We start from the raw sequence: 15752 nt of genomic DNA, 5'->3' as shown, positions 1-15752 counted from the left end.
GTTGAACGTCCACCCCTCCCGGAGCAGACGCATAAGCAGCCCGCACGACGCGTTTTAGTTCGAATGCTTCGTGCGCAAGCCTTTAGCTCGCGATGCTGGCGCCCGCCGCAGCGGCCACGCAGATCGCGAGGAAATCACCCTCTTTCAGCGACGCACCGCCGATCAGGCCGCCGTCGATGTCGGCCTGACGGAATAGCTCCGCCGCATTTTCCGGCTTCACGCTGCCGCCGTAGAGCAGCGGCACGTCCGCGACTTGCGCGCCCTTGGCCGCGAGGCGGGCACGCAGGAACGCATGCACCTGCTGAGCCTGCTCCGAGCTCGCGCTCTTGCCCGTGCCGATCGCCCAGACCGGCTCGTAAGCGACGACGATACGCGCGGCCTCTTCGACCGACAGCGCGGCCAGCACGGCGTCGATCTGTGCGCCGACCACGCGCTCGGTCGCGCCCGACTCGCGTTCTTCGAGCGTTTCACCCACGCAGACGATGGGCGTGAGGCCCGCCGCAAGCGCGCGCTGCGCCTTCACAGCGACGCATTCGGAACTTTCGCCGTGGTAAGCGCGGCGTTCCGAGTGACCAACGATCGCAAACGTGGCCTCGAAGTCGGCAACCATGCCTGCCGCGACTTCGCCCGTATAGGCGCCCTGCTCGTGCGCCGAAACGTCCTGTGCGCCCCACTGAACCCGGCTGCCGCCGAGCAGTGCCTGCGCCTGCGCGAGATACGCGAACGGCACGCACACACCCACGTGCACGTCCTGGGGCAGCGCCTGCGCGCCGCGCGCAACGCCTTCCAGCAGTGCCGCATTGGCCGCGAGGCGGCCATGCATCTTCCAGTTACCGACTACGAGCTTCGATCGTTGTTTCGTCATTGTTCCGGTTGCGGTTAAAAGCGGACGCAAAACACATAATTTTACTGCGTGAAAACCAGACGGGTCAAACCGCCCCGCCCGGGATGCACAAAAAATACGCGAAAAAAAATCCCGAAAAATCAAGCAGGAGCGGATCGCTCCTGCCGACGCGCGCTCACGCCGCGCTACTCCAGTCGAGCATGATCTTGCCGATATGCTCGCTGCTTTCCATCAACGCATGGGCCTCAGCGGCCTGTGCGGCGGGAAATACGCGAAACACGACGGGTTTGATGCGACCCTCTTCGATGAGGGGCCAGACCTTCGCCTTGAGCTCCTGAGCGATCCGGGCCTTGAACTCGACGGAGCGCGCACGCAGCGTCGAACCGGTCACCGTGAGCCGGCGGCGCAGGATCTCGCCCATGTTGAGTTCGGCCTTGGAGCCGCCGAGCGTCGCGATGAGCACGATGCGTCCGCCGGTCGCCAGCGCGGACAGCTCGCGCGCCACGTAGCCGCCGGCCACCATGTCGAGAATCACGTCCACGCCGCGGTCGTTCGTGAGCGCCTTCACGACCTCCACGAAATCGCTGCTGCGGTAGTTGATGGCGCGGTCGGCGCCGAGCGCTTCACAAGCGCGGCACTTGTCGTCCGAGCCCGCGGTGGCGAACACACGAAAGCCGAGGGCATGCGCGATCTGGATCGCCGTCACGCCGATGCCGCTCGAGCCGCCCTGCACGAGCAGCGTCTCGTTCTCGCCGCCCTCGCCCTGGCCCAGGTAGGCGCGCTGGAATACGTTGCTCCAGACTGTGAAGAACGTTTCGGGCAGCGAGGCCGCCTCGACATCGGTGAGCCCCTGCGGCACCGGCAGGCATTGCCCGAGCGGCGCGACCGCATATTCGGCGTAACCACCGCCCGCGATCAGCGCGCACACGCGATCACCGATCTTCAGGCCGAACGGATTGTTCTTCTCGTCGATCGAGCCATCGACGATCTCGCCCGCCACCTCGAGTCCCGGCAGATCGGAAATGCCCGGCGGCGGCGCATACGAGCCCTTGCGCTGGAACACGTCGGGACGGTTCACGCCCGAGGCGCTCACCTTGATCAGCACTTCGCCGGCCTTCGGCTCGGGAGTTGGCCGTTCCGCCAGCTTGAGCACATCCGGCGCACCGAATTCCGTAATCTCGACTGCCTTCATCTCGCGTCTCCTCAGCGCTTCGCGCCCCGTCTGGATGGCGCTGCGCACGCGACAGGATTGACGCATGCGCACTGCCATTCACCCTCATTGTCATAAAAAACGGCCGGCGCGTTTTGCACGCTGCCGGCCGTTGGAGCTTACCGCTTTACTGCTGCGGCTCGCCTTGCGGTGCGCCGCCATTCGCTTGCTCGTTGAGCAGCGCCTTGGCGGACAGGCGCACGCGGCCCTTCTCGTCCGTCTGGATGACCTTGACCTTCACGACCTGGCCTTCCTTCAGATAGTCGTTGATGTCCTTGATACGCTCGTTGGCGATCTCGGAGATATGCAGCAGACCATCCTTGCCGGGCAGCAGGTTCACGATCGCGCCGAAGTCCAGCAGCTTGAGGACCGCGCCTTCGTACACCTGGCCCACTTCGATTTCGGCCGTGATGTTTTCGATGCGCTTCTTCGCTTCGGCCATGCCTTCGCTCGACGTCGAAGCGATGGTCACGACGCCGTCGTCGGAGATATCGATGGTCGTGCCCGTTTCTTCCGTCAGCGCGCGGATCACCGAACCGCCCTTGCCGATCACGTCGCGGATCTTTTCCGGGTTGATCTTGATCGTGATCATGCGCGGAGCGTACGCCGACAGTTCGGTGTTCACACCCGACACGGCCGAGGTCATCTTGCCGAGGATGTGCATGCGGCCTTCCTTCGCCTGCGCGAGGGCGACCTGCATGATTTCCTTGGTGATGCCCTGGATCTTGATGTCCATTTGCAGCGCGGTCACGCCAGCTTCCGTTCCCGCAACCTTGAAGTCCATGTCGCCGAGGTGATCTTCGTCGCCGAGGATGTCGGTCAGCACGGCGAACTTGTTGCCTTCGAGGATCAGGCCCATCGCGATGCCGGCGACGTGCGCCTTCATCGGCACGCCGGCGTCCATCAGCGCGAGGCAGCCGCCGCACACCGAAGCCATCGACGACGAACCGTTCGACTCGGTGATTTCCGAAACGACGCGGATCGAGTAGCCGAACTCTTCGGCGCTCGGCAGGCATGCGACCAGCGCGCGCTTGGCGAGACGGCCGTGGCCGATTTCACGGCGCTTGGGCGAGCCGACACGGCCCGTTTCGCCGGTCGCGAACGGGGGCATGTTGTAGTGGAGCATGAAGCGGTCGCGGTACTCGCCTTCGAGCGCGTCGATGATCTGCTCGTCGCCCTTGGTGCCGAGCGTCGCGACGACCAGCGCCTGCGTTTCGCCGCGCGTGAAGAGCGCCGAACCGTGGGTGCGCGGCAGCACGCCCGTGCGGATCTCGATCGGGCGCACCGTGCGCGTGTCGCGGCCGTCGATACGCGGCTCGCCGTTCAGGATCTGCGAGCGGACGATCTTCGCTTCGAGGTCGAACACGATGTTGCCGACCGTGGCCTTGTCGGCCGCCGTCGTGCCGGCCGCAGCCGCTTCTTCTTCGAGCTTGGCCGACGTCGCTGCGTAGACTTCCTTCAGCTTGGCCGAACGCTGCTGCTTGTCGCGCAGTTGGTACGCGGCGAGCAGGTTGTCGTTGGCGATGGCCGTGACGCGTGCGATGAGCGCTTCGTCCTTCGGCGCCGGCGTCCAGTCCCACTCGGGCTTGCCGCCGTCACGCACCAGTTCGTGGATCGCGTCGATGGCCGTTTGCATCTGCTCGTGGCCGAACACGACCGCGCCGAGCATCACGTCTTCCGGCAGCTGGTCGGCTTCCGATTCCACCATCAGCACGGCGCGCTCGGTACCGGCCACGACGAGGTCGAGGCGCGATTCCTTGATCTGGGCGCGCGTCGGGTTGAGCACGTACTCGTTGTTGATGTAGGCCACGCGTGCTGCGCCCACCGGGCCGTTGAACGGCAGACCCGAAATCGCCAGTGCAGCCGACGCGCCGATCAGCGCGGGGATGTCAGCCGGGACTTCCGGGTTGATCGACAGGACGTGGATCACGACCTGGACTTCGTTGTAATAGCCTTCCGGGAAAAGCGGGCGCAGCGGACGGTCGATCAGGCGCGAGATCAGCGTTTCGCCTTCCGACGGACGGCCTTCGCGGCGGAAGAAGCCGCCCGGGATCTTGCCGGCCGAATAGGTCTTTTCGATGTAATCGACGGTGAGCGGGAAGAAGTCCTGACCCGGCTTGGCGGTCTTCGCGCCGACGACGGTCGCGAGCACGACGGTGTCTTCGACGTCGACGATGACGGCGCCGCTTGCCTGACGGGCGATCTCACCCGTTTCGAGGCGCACGTTGTGCTGGCCCCATTTGAACTCTTTCACGACTTTATTGAACATGGTCATGGTCACTCACTCCTTACTCATTTGTTATGCGCCGCCCGCACACGCGGACGATGCGGCAAGACAGGCTCCGACACCGCGCAGGAAGAGGAGTGTTATGCCATTCCAGCGGATCGCGAGGTTGCAAAACGGTTGCAATGCGGCTGTGACGCATCGCCGCGTACGATCTGCTGGAATGACACAAAGCTCTGCCCCGAGGCCCGGCCCTGCTGCTTGTACTGCTGCTGGTGCTACGTGGTGTTGCCTTGTGTTACGGACCGGTGTTTATCGCATCAAAACAGCTTGAAAAGCCGCATGAAGCGCACCGTTCAAAAACAAAATGCCTGCATCAGTGGAACTGACACAGGCATCTTTGCGGAAGACCTTCCGATTACTTACGCAGACCCAGCTTCTCGATCAGCGCGCGGTAACGGTCAGCGTCCTTGCCCTTCAGGTAGTCGAGCAGCTTGCGGCGGCGGCTCACCATGCGCAGCAGACCGCGGCGGCTGTGGTGATCCTTCGCGTGCGACTTGAAGTGCGAGGTCAGTTCGTTGATACGCGACGTCAGGAGCGCAACCTGGACTTCGGGCGAACCCGTGTCGTTGGTGCCGCGCGCGAATTGCGCGACGACGTCGGACTTCTTGATATCTGCTACGGACATTTTGCTTTTCCTTTAAAACAAACGAGCGGTCACGGAAGAAAGGCCGTGCCGTGGCTTGGTTCTGACTGCGTGATTGTCTTGCCGCAGGTTCGCGACAAGGGGCGTATTGTAGCACAGCCCCGATTTGCCGCGAAACCGCTTGTAAGGGGCGCTGTCAAGGCCGCTTCATCTGGCAGACAGTGGCGGGCACGGTCTTCTCCGCGGGCAGCGCCAGCACTGTGCGAAAGCCGTAGCCGGAACCCTCGTTGTCGTTGCGCACACCGGGCGTACCCTGCTTGTCCATCTCCATGACGTAAAGGGGCTGAATCACCTGGTGGTCGTCGGCGCGCATCCACATGGGGTGAAAGCCATTGTCGAAGCGCATGCCTTCCAGCGCCTTCGCGACCGTAGCGGGGTCGGCCGTGCCTGCCTTCGTCATGGCCTGCGCGAGCATCTCCACCATCATCGACATGCGCAGCACCGGGTAGTCGTCCTTCGCGGCCGGATAGCGCGCGCGGAACGCCTTGTACCACGCGTCGGAGGCGGCGCCGTTCACGTTCGGATGCCAGTCGGCTACCGCGATCACGCGCTTCACGCCCGCGTCGCCCAGCGCCGCCGGCGCGCCCAGGCTATTGCCGTAGAACGTGTAGAACTTCGCGTCGAGGCCCTGCTCGCGCGCGGCCTTCACGAGCAGCGTGAGGTCGTTGCCCCAGTTTCCGGTGATGACGGCGTCGGCGCCCGCTGCGCGAATCTTGGCGATGTAAGGCGCAAAGTCCTTCACGCGGCCGATGGGGTGAAACTCGTCGCCGACGACGGCGATGTCCGGACGGTCCTTCGCGAGCGCCGCGCGCGCGAGCGTGCTGACGTCGTGACCGAAGCTGTAGTCCTGGTTGAGCAGATAGACCTTCTTCACCGACTTGTCCGCGGCGATTACGTCCGCGAGCGCGTCCATGCGCATGCCCGCGTGCGCGTCGAAGCGGAAATGCCAGAAGCTGCAATTCGCGTTGGTGAGCGCGGGGTCGTCGGCGGAATAGTTGAGGAAGAGCTCGCGGTTCTCCGGATCGCGCGTAGCCTGGCGATCGACCGCCGACTCGAGCGCCGCCGCCACTGCCGAGCTGTTGCCCTGCATGACGTAGCCGATGTGGCGGTCCTGCGCCATGCGCAGCTGCACGAGCGCCGCCTCGGGGCTGCCCTTGCTGTCGAGCGTCACCAGTTCGAGCGGATGCGCCCCGTCACGCAGCACGACGCCGCCGCGCGCATTGACGCGCTCCACGCCGAAGCGCAGATTGCGCTCGACAGCCGCGCCCGCGTCCGCGAAGGGGCCGGACATGCCTTCGATGAGCGCGAGCTGGATCGGCTTACCGGTCGGCGCCTCATCCGCCTGTGCGCCGGTTGCGGCCCCAAGGCCTGCCGCCAGCGCCGTCATGGCGACCATGATCGCCGCCGCACGCGTCATGCGTGCCGTCATGCGCTTTACTCTCATTGTTTGATGCCAGCCCGATTGTCATTCGAAGCGCGGATCATAGGCCGCAAGGCGGGGCGACGGCAAGGCCGCGATCCACCGCCTGCCGGACGGGGCCGCCCCGCGAGCGTCTCGCGCCGTGTCAAAATAAGGGTTCCACATTCACGGCGGTCATTGAAACCTTGCCATCGGGGGACATCATGTTCACGCGCCTCTCAACCTCGCTCGCAACACCCGTGCGCCTCGCCTCGCGCCGCTTGCGTCTCGGGCTCCTCGCGGGCGTGGGCGCACTCGCGCTCGCCGGCTGCGCCCAGCCGTGGCAACAATTCCATGCAGGCGACGACGCGCAGTCCGTGATCGCCCGCTTCGGCCCGCCGGCTGAAACCTACGACCTGCCCGACGGCGGCAAGCGCCTGATGTGGCCGACCCAGCCGATGGGCGAAGTCACCACGGCCGCCGACATCGACGCCAGCGGCCGCGTCGTGAACGTGCGCCAGGTGCTGCAGCCCAACGAGTTCTATCGCGCGGAAATCGGCAAATGGACGCGCAGCGACGTGCTCGTGAACTTCGGCCGCCCGGTCGAAACCTCCTACTTCCCGCTGATGAAGAAGGAAGCGTGGACCTACCGCTACCTCGAAGACAACGTCTGGTACATGCTCTACAGCTTCTACTTCGACGACCAGGGCATTCTGCGGCTCACGCAGAAGACACCCGATCCGCTGCACGATCCGGATCGCCGCAGCCTGTTCTGATTGCTTTGGCCGCAGCGGCCCCGGCGCCGCAAAAAACAAAACCCCCGCGCTCTTGCGAGCCGGGGGTTTTTCATTGGCTGTGCGATGCGAGGCAAGATGCCTCGCCACCACTCACACCGCTTCGGAGCGCTGCGGATTGACCTTGTCGCCCGAGTAGAGCTTGTTGAGCGCCGAAATATAGGCCTTCGCCGAAGCGGCGACGATATCCGGATCGGTGCCCACGCCATTGACGATGCGGCCGGCCTTCGAGAGACGCACCGTCACTTCGCCCTGCGCCTGGGTGCCCGTCGTGATCGCGTTCACCGAGTACAGCAAAAGCTCCGAGCCGCTGCCCACTTCGGTTTCGATCGCGTTGAGCGTAGCGTCCACCGGGCCGTTGCCCGCGGCTTCGCCGGTCACTTCCTTGCCGTCGGCCGAGAACACGACGCGTGCGTGCGGACGCTCACCCGTTTCCGAGTGCTGCGCGAGCGAGATGAACTTGAAGTGCTCCTGATCCTGCGCCTGGGCCGACTCTTCCGTGACGATCGCGATGATGTCTTCGTCGAAGATTTCGGCCTTGCGGTCCGCCAGTTCCTTGAAGCGTGCGAACGCGTTGTTCAGTTCGCCTTCGCTGTCGAGCTGGATGCCCAGTTCCTGCAGGCGCTGCTTGAATGCGTTGCGGCCCGAGAGCTTGCCGAGCACGATCTTGTTCGCGCTCCAGCCCACGTCTTCCGCGCGCATGATCTCGTAGGTGTCGCGCGCCTTGAGCACGCCGTCCTGGTGGATGCCCGAGGCGTGCGCGAAGGCGTTGGCGCCGACCACGGCCTTGTTCGGCTGCACGACGAAACCGGTGATCTGCGAAACGAGCTTCGAAGCCGGCACGATCTGCGTGGTGTCGATGCCGAGATCGAGACCGAAGTAGTCCTTGCGGGTCTTCACGGCCATCACGATTTCTTCGAGCGAGGTGTTGCCCGCGCGCTCGCCGAGACCGTTGATCGTGCACTCCACCTGGCGCGCGCCGCCGATCTGCACGCCGGCCAGCGAATTCGCCACGGCCATGCCGAGGTCGTTGTGACAGTGCACCGAGAACACAGCCTTGTCCGAGTTCGGAATGCGCTCGCGCAGCGTCTTCACGAGGTTGCCGTACAGCTCGGGAACGCCGTAGCCGACCGTATCGGCGATATTGATCGTGGTCGCGCCTTCGTTGATCACGGCTTCGAGCACGCGGCACAGGAAGTCCATGTCCGAGCGGCTGCCGTCTTCGGGCGAGAACTCCACGTCGTTCGTGAACTTGCGCGCGAAGCGCACCGCGAGCTTCGCCTGCTCGAGCACCTGCGCGGGCGACATGCGCAGCTTCTTCTCCATGTGCAGCGCCGAGGTGGCAATGAACGTGTGGATACGGAAGTGGTCGGCGGGCTTGAGCGCGTCGGCGGCGCGCTGGATGTCCTTGTCGTTCGCGCGGGCGAGCGAACAGATCGTGCTGTCTTTCACCATGCCGGCGATCGTGTGGATCGCGTCGAAGTCGCCGTTCGAGCTGGCCGCGAAGCCGGCTTCGATGATGTCGACCTTCATGCGCTCGAGTTGCTTCGCGATGCGGATTTTCTCTTCCTTCGTCATCGACGCACCGGGCGACTGCTCGCCGTCACGCAACGTCGTATCGAAGATGATGAGCTTGTCTGCTGCCATTTCGGGTCTCCAGGGGGACTTGTTCAATGTCTAAAACGGATTTTGGGTGTTCGCGCCACCGATGGCGACGCTGACAATGAACGAGGCTTACGGAGGGCGAGCGAGATCAGCGCGGCAGGCGCGCTAGCGCTAGCGTGCTTAGTAGCGCGCCGGCTTGAAGAGAAGAGAGGGGGAACTGGATGGTGTCCATGCCGCCGACTATAGCCGGAATCCGCCGATAGCGCAATTGGAAGAGACCAGTCCGGGCAACCGCGTGGGCGCGCGCAAAAAGAAAAAGGGCCGCGCTCGCGCGCAGCCCCTTTGCAGCCCTCCCGCACCCGCGCCCTACCGCTCGCGCGGCGACGAACGCGCCGGGTTCGAGCGTCCGCGCACGGCCTGGTACGCCCAGAACACGTAGCCCGAGAGGCCGTAGAGCACGAACAGGCCGAACAGCATCAGCGGCGGATCGGACGACACCAGCACGAACGCCACCACCACGAGCAGCGTGGCCGCGAACGGCACGCGATGGCGCACGTCGAGCGCCTTGCCGCTGTAGAACGGCGCGTTGGACACCATCGTCACGCCGGCGTAAATCGTCAGGACGAACGCCACCCACGGCAGCCACGAGAGCTTCACGGGCACGCGGTTGTCGGTGGCGAGCCAGACGAAGCCGGCGATGAGCGCGGCCGCAGCCGGGCTCGGCAGGCCCTGGAAGAAGCGCTTGTCCACCACGCCGATGTTCGTATTGAAGCGCGCAAGACGCAGCGCCGCGCCCGAACAGTAGACGAATGCCGCGAGCCACCCCCAGCGCCCGAGATCCTTGAGCACCCACTCGTACATCACGAGCGCGGGCGCCACGCCGAACGACACCATGTCCGAAAGGCTGTCGAACTGCTCGCCGAACGCGCTTTGCGAGTGCGTCATGCGGGCCACGCGCCCGTCCATGCCGTCGAGCACCATCGCCACGAAAATGGCGATGGCCGCCACCTCGAAGCGCACGTTCATGGCCTGCACGACCGCGAAGAAGCCGCAGAAGAGCGCCGCCGTGGTGAACGCGTTGGGCAGCAGGTAGATGCCGCGCTTCTTCAGGAACTCCTGGCGCGCCGCGCGCCGGTTCGCGGCGACGCCCATGGGCTCCTGGACGGCCTTGTTGCGCCGGAACGGCCGCGGCAGCGGCCCGCCGGCGGGGTTACGGGGTCGACGCTGTTTGAATCCGGCCATCGCAGCCCTCCTTTATGCCGATTGGGTCGGCAGTTCGGCGAGGATCGTCGACGAGGCGGACACCTTCTCGCCAATCGACACGCGCGGGCGGCTGCCCACGGGCAGGTAGACGTCGACGCGCGAGCCGAAGCGGATGAAGCCATAGCGCTGGCCGCGCGAAAGCGGCTCACCGGCACGCACGTAGCAGAGAATGCGGCGCGCGATGAGGCCCGCGATCTGCACCGAGGTGACGGTCGTGCCGTCTGCCATCGTCAGCACCACGGCATTGCGCTCGTTCTCGGTCGAAGCCTTGTCGATGGCGGCGTTCAGGTACGCGCCCGGAAAGTACTCGACCTTGGCGACGGCGCCGTCCACGGGCGAACGTTGCGAGTGGACGTTGAAGACGTTCATGAACACGCTGATCTTGAGCGCTTCACGGTTTGCATACGGGTCGTGCGCGGTTTCCACAGCGACGATGCGGCCGTCCGCCGGGCACAGTACGGCGTTGGCCTGGCTCGGGATCGGGCGCGGCGGATCGCGGAAAAACTGGACGACGAAGATCAGGATCAGCCAGAAGGGCCATGCGAGTCCGAAGCCTGCGACCGCATGGATCAAGAGCGCCACGACGGCCGCAATGGCGATGAACGGCCAGCCTTCGCGCGCGATGATCGGATGAGGGTAATTCATGGTGGCTTCGCTGTTATTTTGAAAACCGTAGGATAGCAAAAGCCGCCCAGGGTTCATCCCACCTGGGCGGCTTTTTCGGGTCTGACTCAGGTCAAACTGATGAGTGTCGGCAAAAAACCGTACACGCAGTCAGATTAATACCGTCAGATTAGTTCTTCGACTGGTCGACCAGCTTGTTCGCGGCGATCCACGGCATCATCGCGCGCAGCTTTGCACCGACCACTTCGATCTGGTGCTCGGCGCCGAGGCGGCGGCGCGATTGCAGCGTCGGTGCGCCGGCCTTGTTTTCCAGGATGAAGCTCTTGGCGTATTCGCCGGTCTGGATGTCCTTCAGGACTTCCTTCATGACCTTCTTCGTCTCGGCCGTGATGACGCGCGGGCCCGTCACGTACTCGCCGTACTCGGCGTTGTTCGAGATCGAGTAGTTCATGTTGGCGATGCCGCCTTCATAGATCAGGTCGACGATCAGCTTCAGTTCGTGCAGGCACTCGAAGTAGGCCATTTCCGGCGCGTAGCCCGCTTCGACCAGCGTTTCGAAGCCAGCCTTGATCAGGTCGACCGTACCGCCGCACAGCACGGCTTGTTCGCCGAACAGGTCGGTTTCGGTTTCTTCGCGGAAGTTCGTTTCGATGATGCCGGCACGGCCGCCGCCGTTCGCTGCCGCGTACGACAGAGCGATGTCACGCGCTGCGCCCGACTTGTCCTGGTGGACAGCGATCAGGTGGGGCACGCCGCCGCCTTGCGAGTAGGTGCCGCGAACCGTATGGCCCGGTGCCTTCGGGGCGATCATGATGACGTCCAGATCCGCGCGCGGGATCACCTGGCCATAGTGCACGTTGAAGCCGTGGGCGAACGCGAGCGCTGCGCCGTTCTTGATGTTCGCGTGGACTTCCTTCGCGTAGACGTCGGCGATCTGCTCGTCGGGCAGGAGCATCATGACGACGTCGGCGTTCTTCACCGCTTCGGCCACTTCCTTGACCTGCAGGCCGGCGTTCTCAGCCTTGCTCCACGATGCGCCGTTCTTGCGCAGACCGACCGTGACGTTCACGCCGCTGTCCTTCAGGTTCAGCGCGTGTGCGTGGCCTTGCGAGCCGTAACCGATGATCGTGACCTGCTTGCCCTTGATGAGGGAGAGATCGGCGTCCTTGTCGTAGAAAACTTTCATGTTGGTTCCTTGGCGAGAGTCTGGTGAATATCGGTACTGCTATTAGCTTTTGCTGCACCGGATGCGATTAAGGACGCATCCGGTCAGGTTCCGGTGCAAGATCGACTGTGGTCGGGTCACACCTTCAGAATGCGCTCTCCGCGCCCAATGCCCGAGCCGCCCGTACGGACGGTCTCGAGAATCGCGGTCGCATCGATCGCTTCGATGAACGCGTCGAGCTTGTCGCTCGCGCCCGTCAGTTCGATCGTGTAGGTCTTTTCGGTGACGTCGATGATACGGCCGCGGAAAATATCCGCCATCCGCTTCATCTCCTCACGTTCCTTGCCGACCGCCCTTACCTTGATCAGCATCAGCTCGCGCTCGATGTGGGCGCCCTCGGTAAGGTCGACCACTTTCACCACCTCGATCAGGCGGTTCAGATGCTTCGTGATCTGTTCGATCACGTCGTCCGAGCCAATGGAAACGATGGTCATGCGCGACAGCGAACGGTCTTCGGTCGGCGCCACCGTCAAGGTTTCGATGTTGTAGCCGCGTGCCGAGAAGAGGCCGACCACGCGCGAGAGCGCGCCCGGCTCGTTTTCCAGCAGAACGGAAATAATGTGTCTCATGATGTGATCCGCGATTTATCCAGTTTCGCATTTGGCAGATGCGGCTGCCGCCCTTCCCCGCGAACCCGCGCGCCCCTTGTGTGGACGCGCGCCGCGCGAGCTCGAAACGGCGCCGTGCAAATACCGTTACAGGTCTTCCGAGCCGAGCAGCATCTCGGTGATGCCCTTGCCGGCCTGTACCATCGGCCAGACGTTTTCGGAAGGGTCGGTCTGGAAATCGAGGAACACCGTGCGGTCCTTCAAACGCAGCGCTTCCTTGAGCGCCGGCTCGACGTCCGCGGTCTTTTCGATCCGCATGCCGACGTGGCCGTACGCTTCGGCGAGCTTCACGAAGTCAGGCAGCGCATCCATATAGGAATGCGAATAGCGCTTGCTGTATTCGATCTGCTGCCACTGGCGGACCATGCCGAGGTAGCGGTTGTTCAGCGAAATGATCTTCACGGGCGTGTCGTACTGCTTGCAGGTCGACAGCTCCTGAATACACATCTGGATCGAGCCTTCGCCCGTGATGCACAGCACGTCGTCGTCGGGGTGCGCCATCTTCACGCCCATCGCCGCCGGCAGGCCGAAGCCCATGGTGCCGAGGCCGCCGGAGTTGATCCAGCGGCGCGGCTGGTTGAAGCGGTAGAACTGTGCGGCCCACATCTGGTGCTGGCCCACGTCCGAGCACACGAACGCGTTGCCGCCCGTGAGCTCCCACGCCTTCTCCACCACGTACTGCGGCTTGATGATCTCGCTCGAACGGTCGAACTTCAGGCAGTTCTTCTCGCGCCAGCCTTCGATGTCCTTCCACCAGTCGGCGAGCGCGGCCGTATCCGGGCCGTGATCGGCGTGCTGAAGCTGCTCGATGAGCTCCTTGAGCACTTCCTTCACGTCGCCGACGATGGGGATATCGACCTTCACGCGCTTCGAGATGGACGACGGATCGATGTCGATGTGGATGATCTTGCGCGGACGCGAGGCAAAGTGCGCCGGGTCGCCGATCACACGGTCGTCGAAGCGCGCACCGATCGCGATCAGCACGTCGCAGTGCTGCATCGCCATGTTGGCTTCGTAGGTGCCGTGCATGCCGAGCATGCCGAGGAACTTGCGGTCGCTCGCGCGGTAGCCGCCCAGACCCATCAGCGTGTTCGTGACCGGGTAGCCGAGCAAATCGGCGAACTGGTTCAGTTCGCGCGACGCATCCGCGAGGATGATGCCGCCGCCGGTATAAATGTACGGACGCTTTGCCGAGAGCAGCAGCGACACCGCCTTGCGGATCTGCCCCGAGTGGCCCTTGGTGACGGGGTTGTACGAACGCAGCGTGACGTTTTTGATCGGTTCATACGTGCACGGCGTCTTCGACACATCCTTCGGAATGTCGATCAGCACAGGGCCGGGACGGCCGGTGCGCGCAATGTAGAAAGCTTTTTTGACGGTGGCGGCGAGATCGCGCACGTCCTTCACGAGGAAGTTGTGCTTCACGCAGGGACGCGTGATGCCGACCGTGTCGCACTCCTGGAAGGCGTCTTGACCAATCGCGGCGGTAGGCACCTGGCCGCTGATGATCACCATCGGGATCGAGTCCATGTAGGCCGTCGCGATGCCCGTCACCGCATTGGTGACGCCAGGCCCCGAGGTCACGAGACACACGCCGACGTTGCCGGTCGAACGCGCATAGGCGTCGGCCGCGTGCACGGCTGCCTGTTCGTGGCGCACGAGAACGTGCTGAATCTTGTCCTGCTTGTACAGCTCGTCGTAAATGTAGAGTACCGAGCCGCCGGGATAGCCCCAGATGAATTCGACCTGCTCGTCTGCGAGCGCCTTCATCAGCACGGTTCCGCCGATGGACGTATGCGCTTGAGGGTCAGATTCTTGCGAAGGGGGGACCGACGTGGAGAATTCCGCGCTGGGCATGTTCATCATTGACCTTTCGAATTTTCGGCAAAAAATTGATCGGGTGCTCTCTGCCGGGCTTGTGGCTCGGGTTCAAGCGGCGCGTCCAGTTGACAGATGAGCTTCTTGGGCCACATCCGAATTGAGACTAGTCACTTATGTTGCGAACCGTCGAAGATAGCGGCTCGGTGCCTTTCGGTCAAGCAATTATTGAGAAGCCGGGCACGAACGTTGCGACAGCGCGCACGCCTCGCGGCGCCGGCCAAGGGCCGACAGGACAGGCATCACGGCCGGCGCATCCATGATGCGAAGCATTCTCATGGCCTTCCGCTAGCCTGTTGGCGCGAAAATTTGCTACGATCCGCGAGTTTTACGACATTTTTCGAACGATTACGCGTACGCTGGCGGCGGCGCCCTGCAACGGATGGCATCAGACAAGGAACTCGCCGACTTTCTGGCGGGCGTCGAAAGACGCGCGTTCAAGCAGACGGTCTACGCCGTAAGGGACGACGACGCCTCGCTCGACATCGTGCAGGACGCGATGATCAAGCTCGCGGAAAAATACGGAGACCGCCCGGCCGCAGAACTCCCCCTGCTCTTTCAGCGTATTTTGCAAAATACGATGCACGACTATTTTCGTCGGCAGAAAGTACGCAATACGTGGGTGAGCCTGTTTTCGTCGCTCGGCAACGCCGACGACGAGGAATTCGACCCCCTCGAGACCTTCGAGGCCGAGCAGGGTACGGCTGGCGCCGAGAGCAGCGAGCAGCAGATCGAGCGCGCGCAGGTGCTCCAGATGATCGACGACGAAATCCAGAAATTACCGGCACGTCAACGGGAGGCGTTTCTGATGCGTTACTGGGAGGATATGGATGTCGCCGAGACTGCCGCCGCAATGGGCTGCTCCGAAGGCAGCGTGAAAACGCACTGCTCGCGGGCAACCCATACGCTGGCTCAAGCGCTCAAGGCCAAAGGAATCACCCTATGAGCTCCGCCCTCGAAAATAAAGAACTGGCGTTCGTGCGGGAAATGCGTCGTGCGCTCGACGAGAGCGCCGCCAACCTGCCCGCTGCCACCACCGCCCGACTCGCCGCCGCACGCAAGACCGCACTCGCCCAGAAAAAGGCCGAGGTCGTGCTCGTACGCGCCCCGGCGCTCGCCGCGGCGGGCGTCGGCGGTCTGTCCGGCGCGCCCATGCCCCGGCCCGCGCGGCGCCGTTCCGCGCTCGCGCGCTTCGCGCTCGCCTGGCCGCTCGCGGCACTCGTGGCGGGCCTCTTTGCCATCGCGTACTTCGAAGATCAGCAACGCACCGCTGAACTCGCCGATATCGACGCGGCCATGCTGAGCGACGACCTGCCGCTCACGGCCTACCTCGATCACGGGTTCAACGCGTATCTGACGCGCGCGCACTAAG

Annotated in this window: 14 protein-coding genes; 3 read left to right on the top strand and 11 right to left on the bottom strand. The window is 63.9% G+C overall.

Annotated features, from left to right (window positions below; genetic code table 11):
• Positions 1 to 82 precede the first annotated feature (82 nt).
• The 5 genes from tpiA to AB3X99_RS12025 form a co-directional block, all read right to left on the bottom strand.
• On the bottom strand, positions 83 to 865 hold the full coding sequence (tpiA, locus tag AB3X99_RS12045; protein WP_069265283.1) for a triose-phosphate isomerase: 783 nt from the start codon (positions 863 to 865) through the stop codon (positions 83 to 85).
• 154 nt (positions 866 to 1019) lie between these two features.
• Positions 1020 to 2036, bottom strand: a complete 1017-nt coding sequence (locus tag AB3X99_RS12040) for an NAD(P)H-quinone oxidoreductase (RefSeq protein WP_368617053.1) — start codon at positions 2034 to 2036, stop codon at positions 1020 to 1022.
• A 145-nt stretch (positions 2037 to 2181) separates the two neighbouring features.
• Positions 2182 to 4329 (bottom strand): polyribonucleotide nucleotidyltransferase, encoded by a 2148-nt coding sequence (gene pnp / locus AB3X99_RS12035; RefSeq protein ID WP_069265284.1) that lies wholly within the window; start codon positions 4327 to 4329, stop codon positions 2182 to 2184.
• Between the two features lie 367 nt (positions 4330 to 4696).
• Positions 4697 to 4966 (bottom strand): 30S ribosomal protein S15, encoded by a 270-nt coding sequence (gene rpsO, locus AB3X99_RS12030; protein ID WP_042271770.1) that lies wholly within the window; start codon positions 4964 to 4966, stop codon positions 4697 to 4699.
• 154 nt (positions 4967 to 5120) lie between these two features.
• The gene (locus tag AB3X99_RS12025; RefSeq protein ID WP_368617024.1) at positions 5121 to 6413 is read right to left on the bottom strand and encodes a branched-chain amino acid ABC transporter substrate-binding protein; all 1293 of its coding nucleotides are present in this window, start codon (positions 6411 to 6413) and stop codon (positions 5121 to 5123) included.
• Between the two features lie 194 nt (positions 6414 to 6607).
• Here AB3X99_RS12025 and AB3X99_RS12020 point away from each other — a divergent pair, with 194 nt between their 5' ends.
• On the top strand, positions 6608 to 7159 hold the full coding sequence (locus AB3X99_RS12020) for a hypothetical protein (RefSeq protein ID WP_368617023.1): 552 nt from the start codon (positions 6608 to 6610) through the stop codon (positions 7157 to 7159).
• A 111-nt stretch (positions 7160 to 7270) separates the two neighbouring features.
• Here the strand turns inward: AB3X99_RS12020 and AB3X99_RS12015 are convergent, their stop codons facing one another.
• From AB3X99_RS12015 to AB3X99_RS11990, 6 genes are all read right to left on the bottom strand, one after another.
• The gene (locus tag AB3X99_RS12015; RefSeq protein WP_368617022.1) at positions 7271 to 8824 is read right to left on the bottom strand and encodes a 2-isopropylmalate synthase; all 1554 of its coding nucleotides are present in this window, start codon (positions 8822 to 8824) and stop codon (positions 7271 to 7273) included.
• A 324-nt stretch (positions 8825 to 9148) separates the two neighbouring features.
• Positions 9149 to 10024: a CDP-diacylglycerol--serine O-phosphatidyltransferase gene (pssA, locus tag AB3X99_RS12010; protein ID WP_028205687.1), complete on the bottom strand. Its 876-nt coding sequence runs from the start codon at positions 10022 to 10024 to the stop codon at positions 9149 to 9151.
• 12 nt (positions 10025 to 10036) lie between these two features.
• Complete coding sequence (locus tag AB3X99_RS12005) at positions 10037 to 10690, bottom strand: phosphatidylserine decarboxylase (protein ID WP_028205688.1); 654 nt, start codon at positions 10688 to 10690, stop codon at positions 10037 to 10039.
• Between the two features lie 148 nt (positions 10691 to 10838).
• A complete protein-coding gene (gene ilvC, locus AB3X99_RS12000) occupies positions 10839 to 11855 on the bottom strand; it encodes a ketol-acid reductoisomerase (RefSeq protein WP_028205689.1) in 1017 nt (338 codons plus the stop codon).
• 116 nt (positions 11856 to 11971) lie between these two features.
• Positions 11972 to 12463, bottom strand: a complete 492-nt coding sequence (ilvN, locus tag AB3X99_RS11995) for an acetolactate synthase small subunit (protein ID WP_027795483.1) — start codon at positions 12461 to 12463, stop codon at positions 11972 to 11974.
• A gap of 126 nt (positions 12464 to 12589) precedes the next feature.
• The gene (locus AB3X99_RS11990) at positions 12590 to 14365 is read right to left on the bottom strand and encodes an acetolactate synthase 3 catalytic subunit (RefSeq protein ID WP_069265490.1); all 1776 of its coding nucleotides are present in this window, start codon (positions 14363 to 14365) and stop codon (positions 12590 to 12592) included.
• Positions 14366 to 14762: 397 nt separating this feature from the next.
• Here AB3X99_RS11990 and AB3X99_RS11985 point away from each other — a divergent pair, with 397 nt between their 5' ends.
• On the top strand, positions 14763 to 15326 hold the full coding sequence (locus tag AB3X99_RS11985; protein WP_069265288.1) for an RNA polymerase sigma factor: 564 nt from the start codon (positions 14763 to 14765) through the stop codon (positions 15324 to 15326).
• Complete coding sequence (locus tag AB3X99_RS11980) at positions 15323 to 15751, top strand: DUF3619 family protein (RefSeq protein WP_069265289.1); 429 nt, start codon at positions 15323 to 15325, stop codon at positions 15749 to 15751. The genes AB3X99_RS11985 and AB3X99_RS11980 overlap by 4 nt, the downstream gene beginning before the upstream one ends.
• Position 15752 lies beyond the last annotated feature (1 nt).

The sequence above is a fragment of the Paraburkholderia sp. BR10882 genome, assembly GCF_040948855.1.
GTDB lineage: Bacteria > Pseudomonadota > Gammaproteobacteria > Burkholderiales > Burkholderiaceae > Paraburkholderia > Paraburkholderia nodosa_A.
Note: the sequence above shows the minus strand (reverse complement) of the source record. Positions and strands in the feature narration are given on the sequence as shown.

Coding starts and splice junctions, on each gene's coding strand:
- tpiA (WP_069265283.1), bottom strand. CDS start 865: ATGACGAAACAACGATCGAAGCTCGTAGTCGGTAACTGGAAGATGCAT.
- AB3X99_RS12040 (WP_368617053.1), bottom strand. CDS start 2,036: ATGAAGGCAGTCGAGATTACGGAATTCGGTGCGCCGGATGTGCTCAAG.
- pnp (WP_069265284.1), bottom strand. CDS start 4,329: ATGACCATGTTCAATAAAGTCGTGAAAGAGTTCAAATGGGGCCAGCAC.
- rpsO (WP_042271770.1), bottom strand. CDS start 4,966: ATGTCCGTAGCAGATATCAAGAAGTCCGACGTCGTCGCGCAATTCGCG.
- AB3X99_RS12025 (WP_368617024.1), bottom strand. CDS start 6,413: ATGACGGCACGCATGACGCGTGCGGCGGCGATCATGGTCGCCATGACG.
- AB3X99_RS12020 (WP_368617023.1), top strand. CDS start 6,608: ATGTTCACGCGCCTCTCAACCTCGCTCGCAACACCCGTGCGCCTCGCC.
- AB3X99_RS12015 (WP_368617022.1), bottom strand. CDS start 8,824: ATGGCAGCAGACAAGCTCATCATCTTCGATACGACGTTGCGTGACGGC.
- pssA (WP_028205687.1), bottom strand. CDS start 10,024: ATGGCCGGATTCAAACAGCGTCGACCCCGTAACCCCGCCGGCGGGCCG.
- AB3X99_RS12005 (WP_028205688.1), bottom strand. CDS start 10,690: ATGAATTACCCTCATCCGATCATCGCGCGCGAAGGCTGGCCGTTCATC.
- ilvC (WP_028205689.1), bottom strand. CDS start 11,855: ATGAAAGTTTTCTACGACAAGGACGCCGATCTCTCCCTCATCAAGGGC.
- ilvN (WP_027795483.1), bottom strand. CDS start 12,463: ATGAGACACATTATTTCCGTTCTGCTGGAAAACGAGCCGGGCGCGCTC.
- AB3X99_RS11990 (WP_069265490.1), bottom strand. CDS start 14,365: ATGAACATGCCCAGCGCGGAATTCTCCACGTCGGTCCCCCCTTCGCAA.
- AB3X99_RS11985 (WP_069265288.1), top strand. CDS start 14,763: ATGGCATCAGACAAGGAACTCGCCGACTTTCTGGCGGGCGTCGAAAGA.
- AB3X99_RS11980 (WP_069265289.1), top strand. CDS start 15,323: ATGAGCTCCGCCCTCGAAAATAAAGAACTGGCGTTCGTGCGGGAAATG.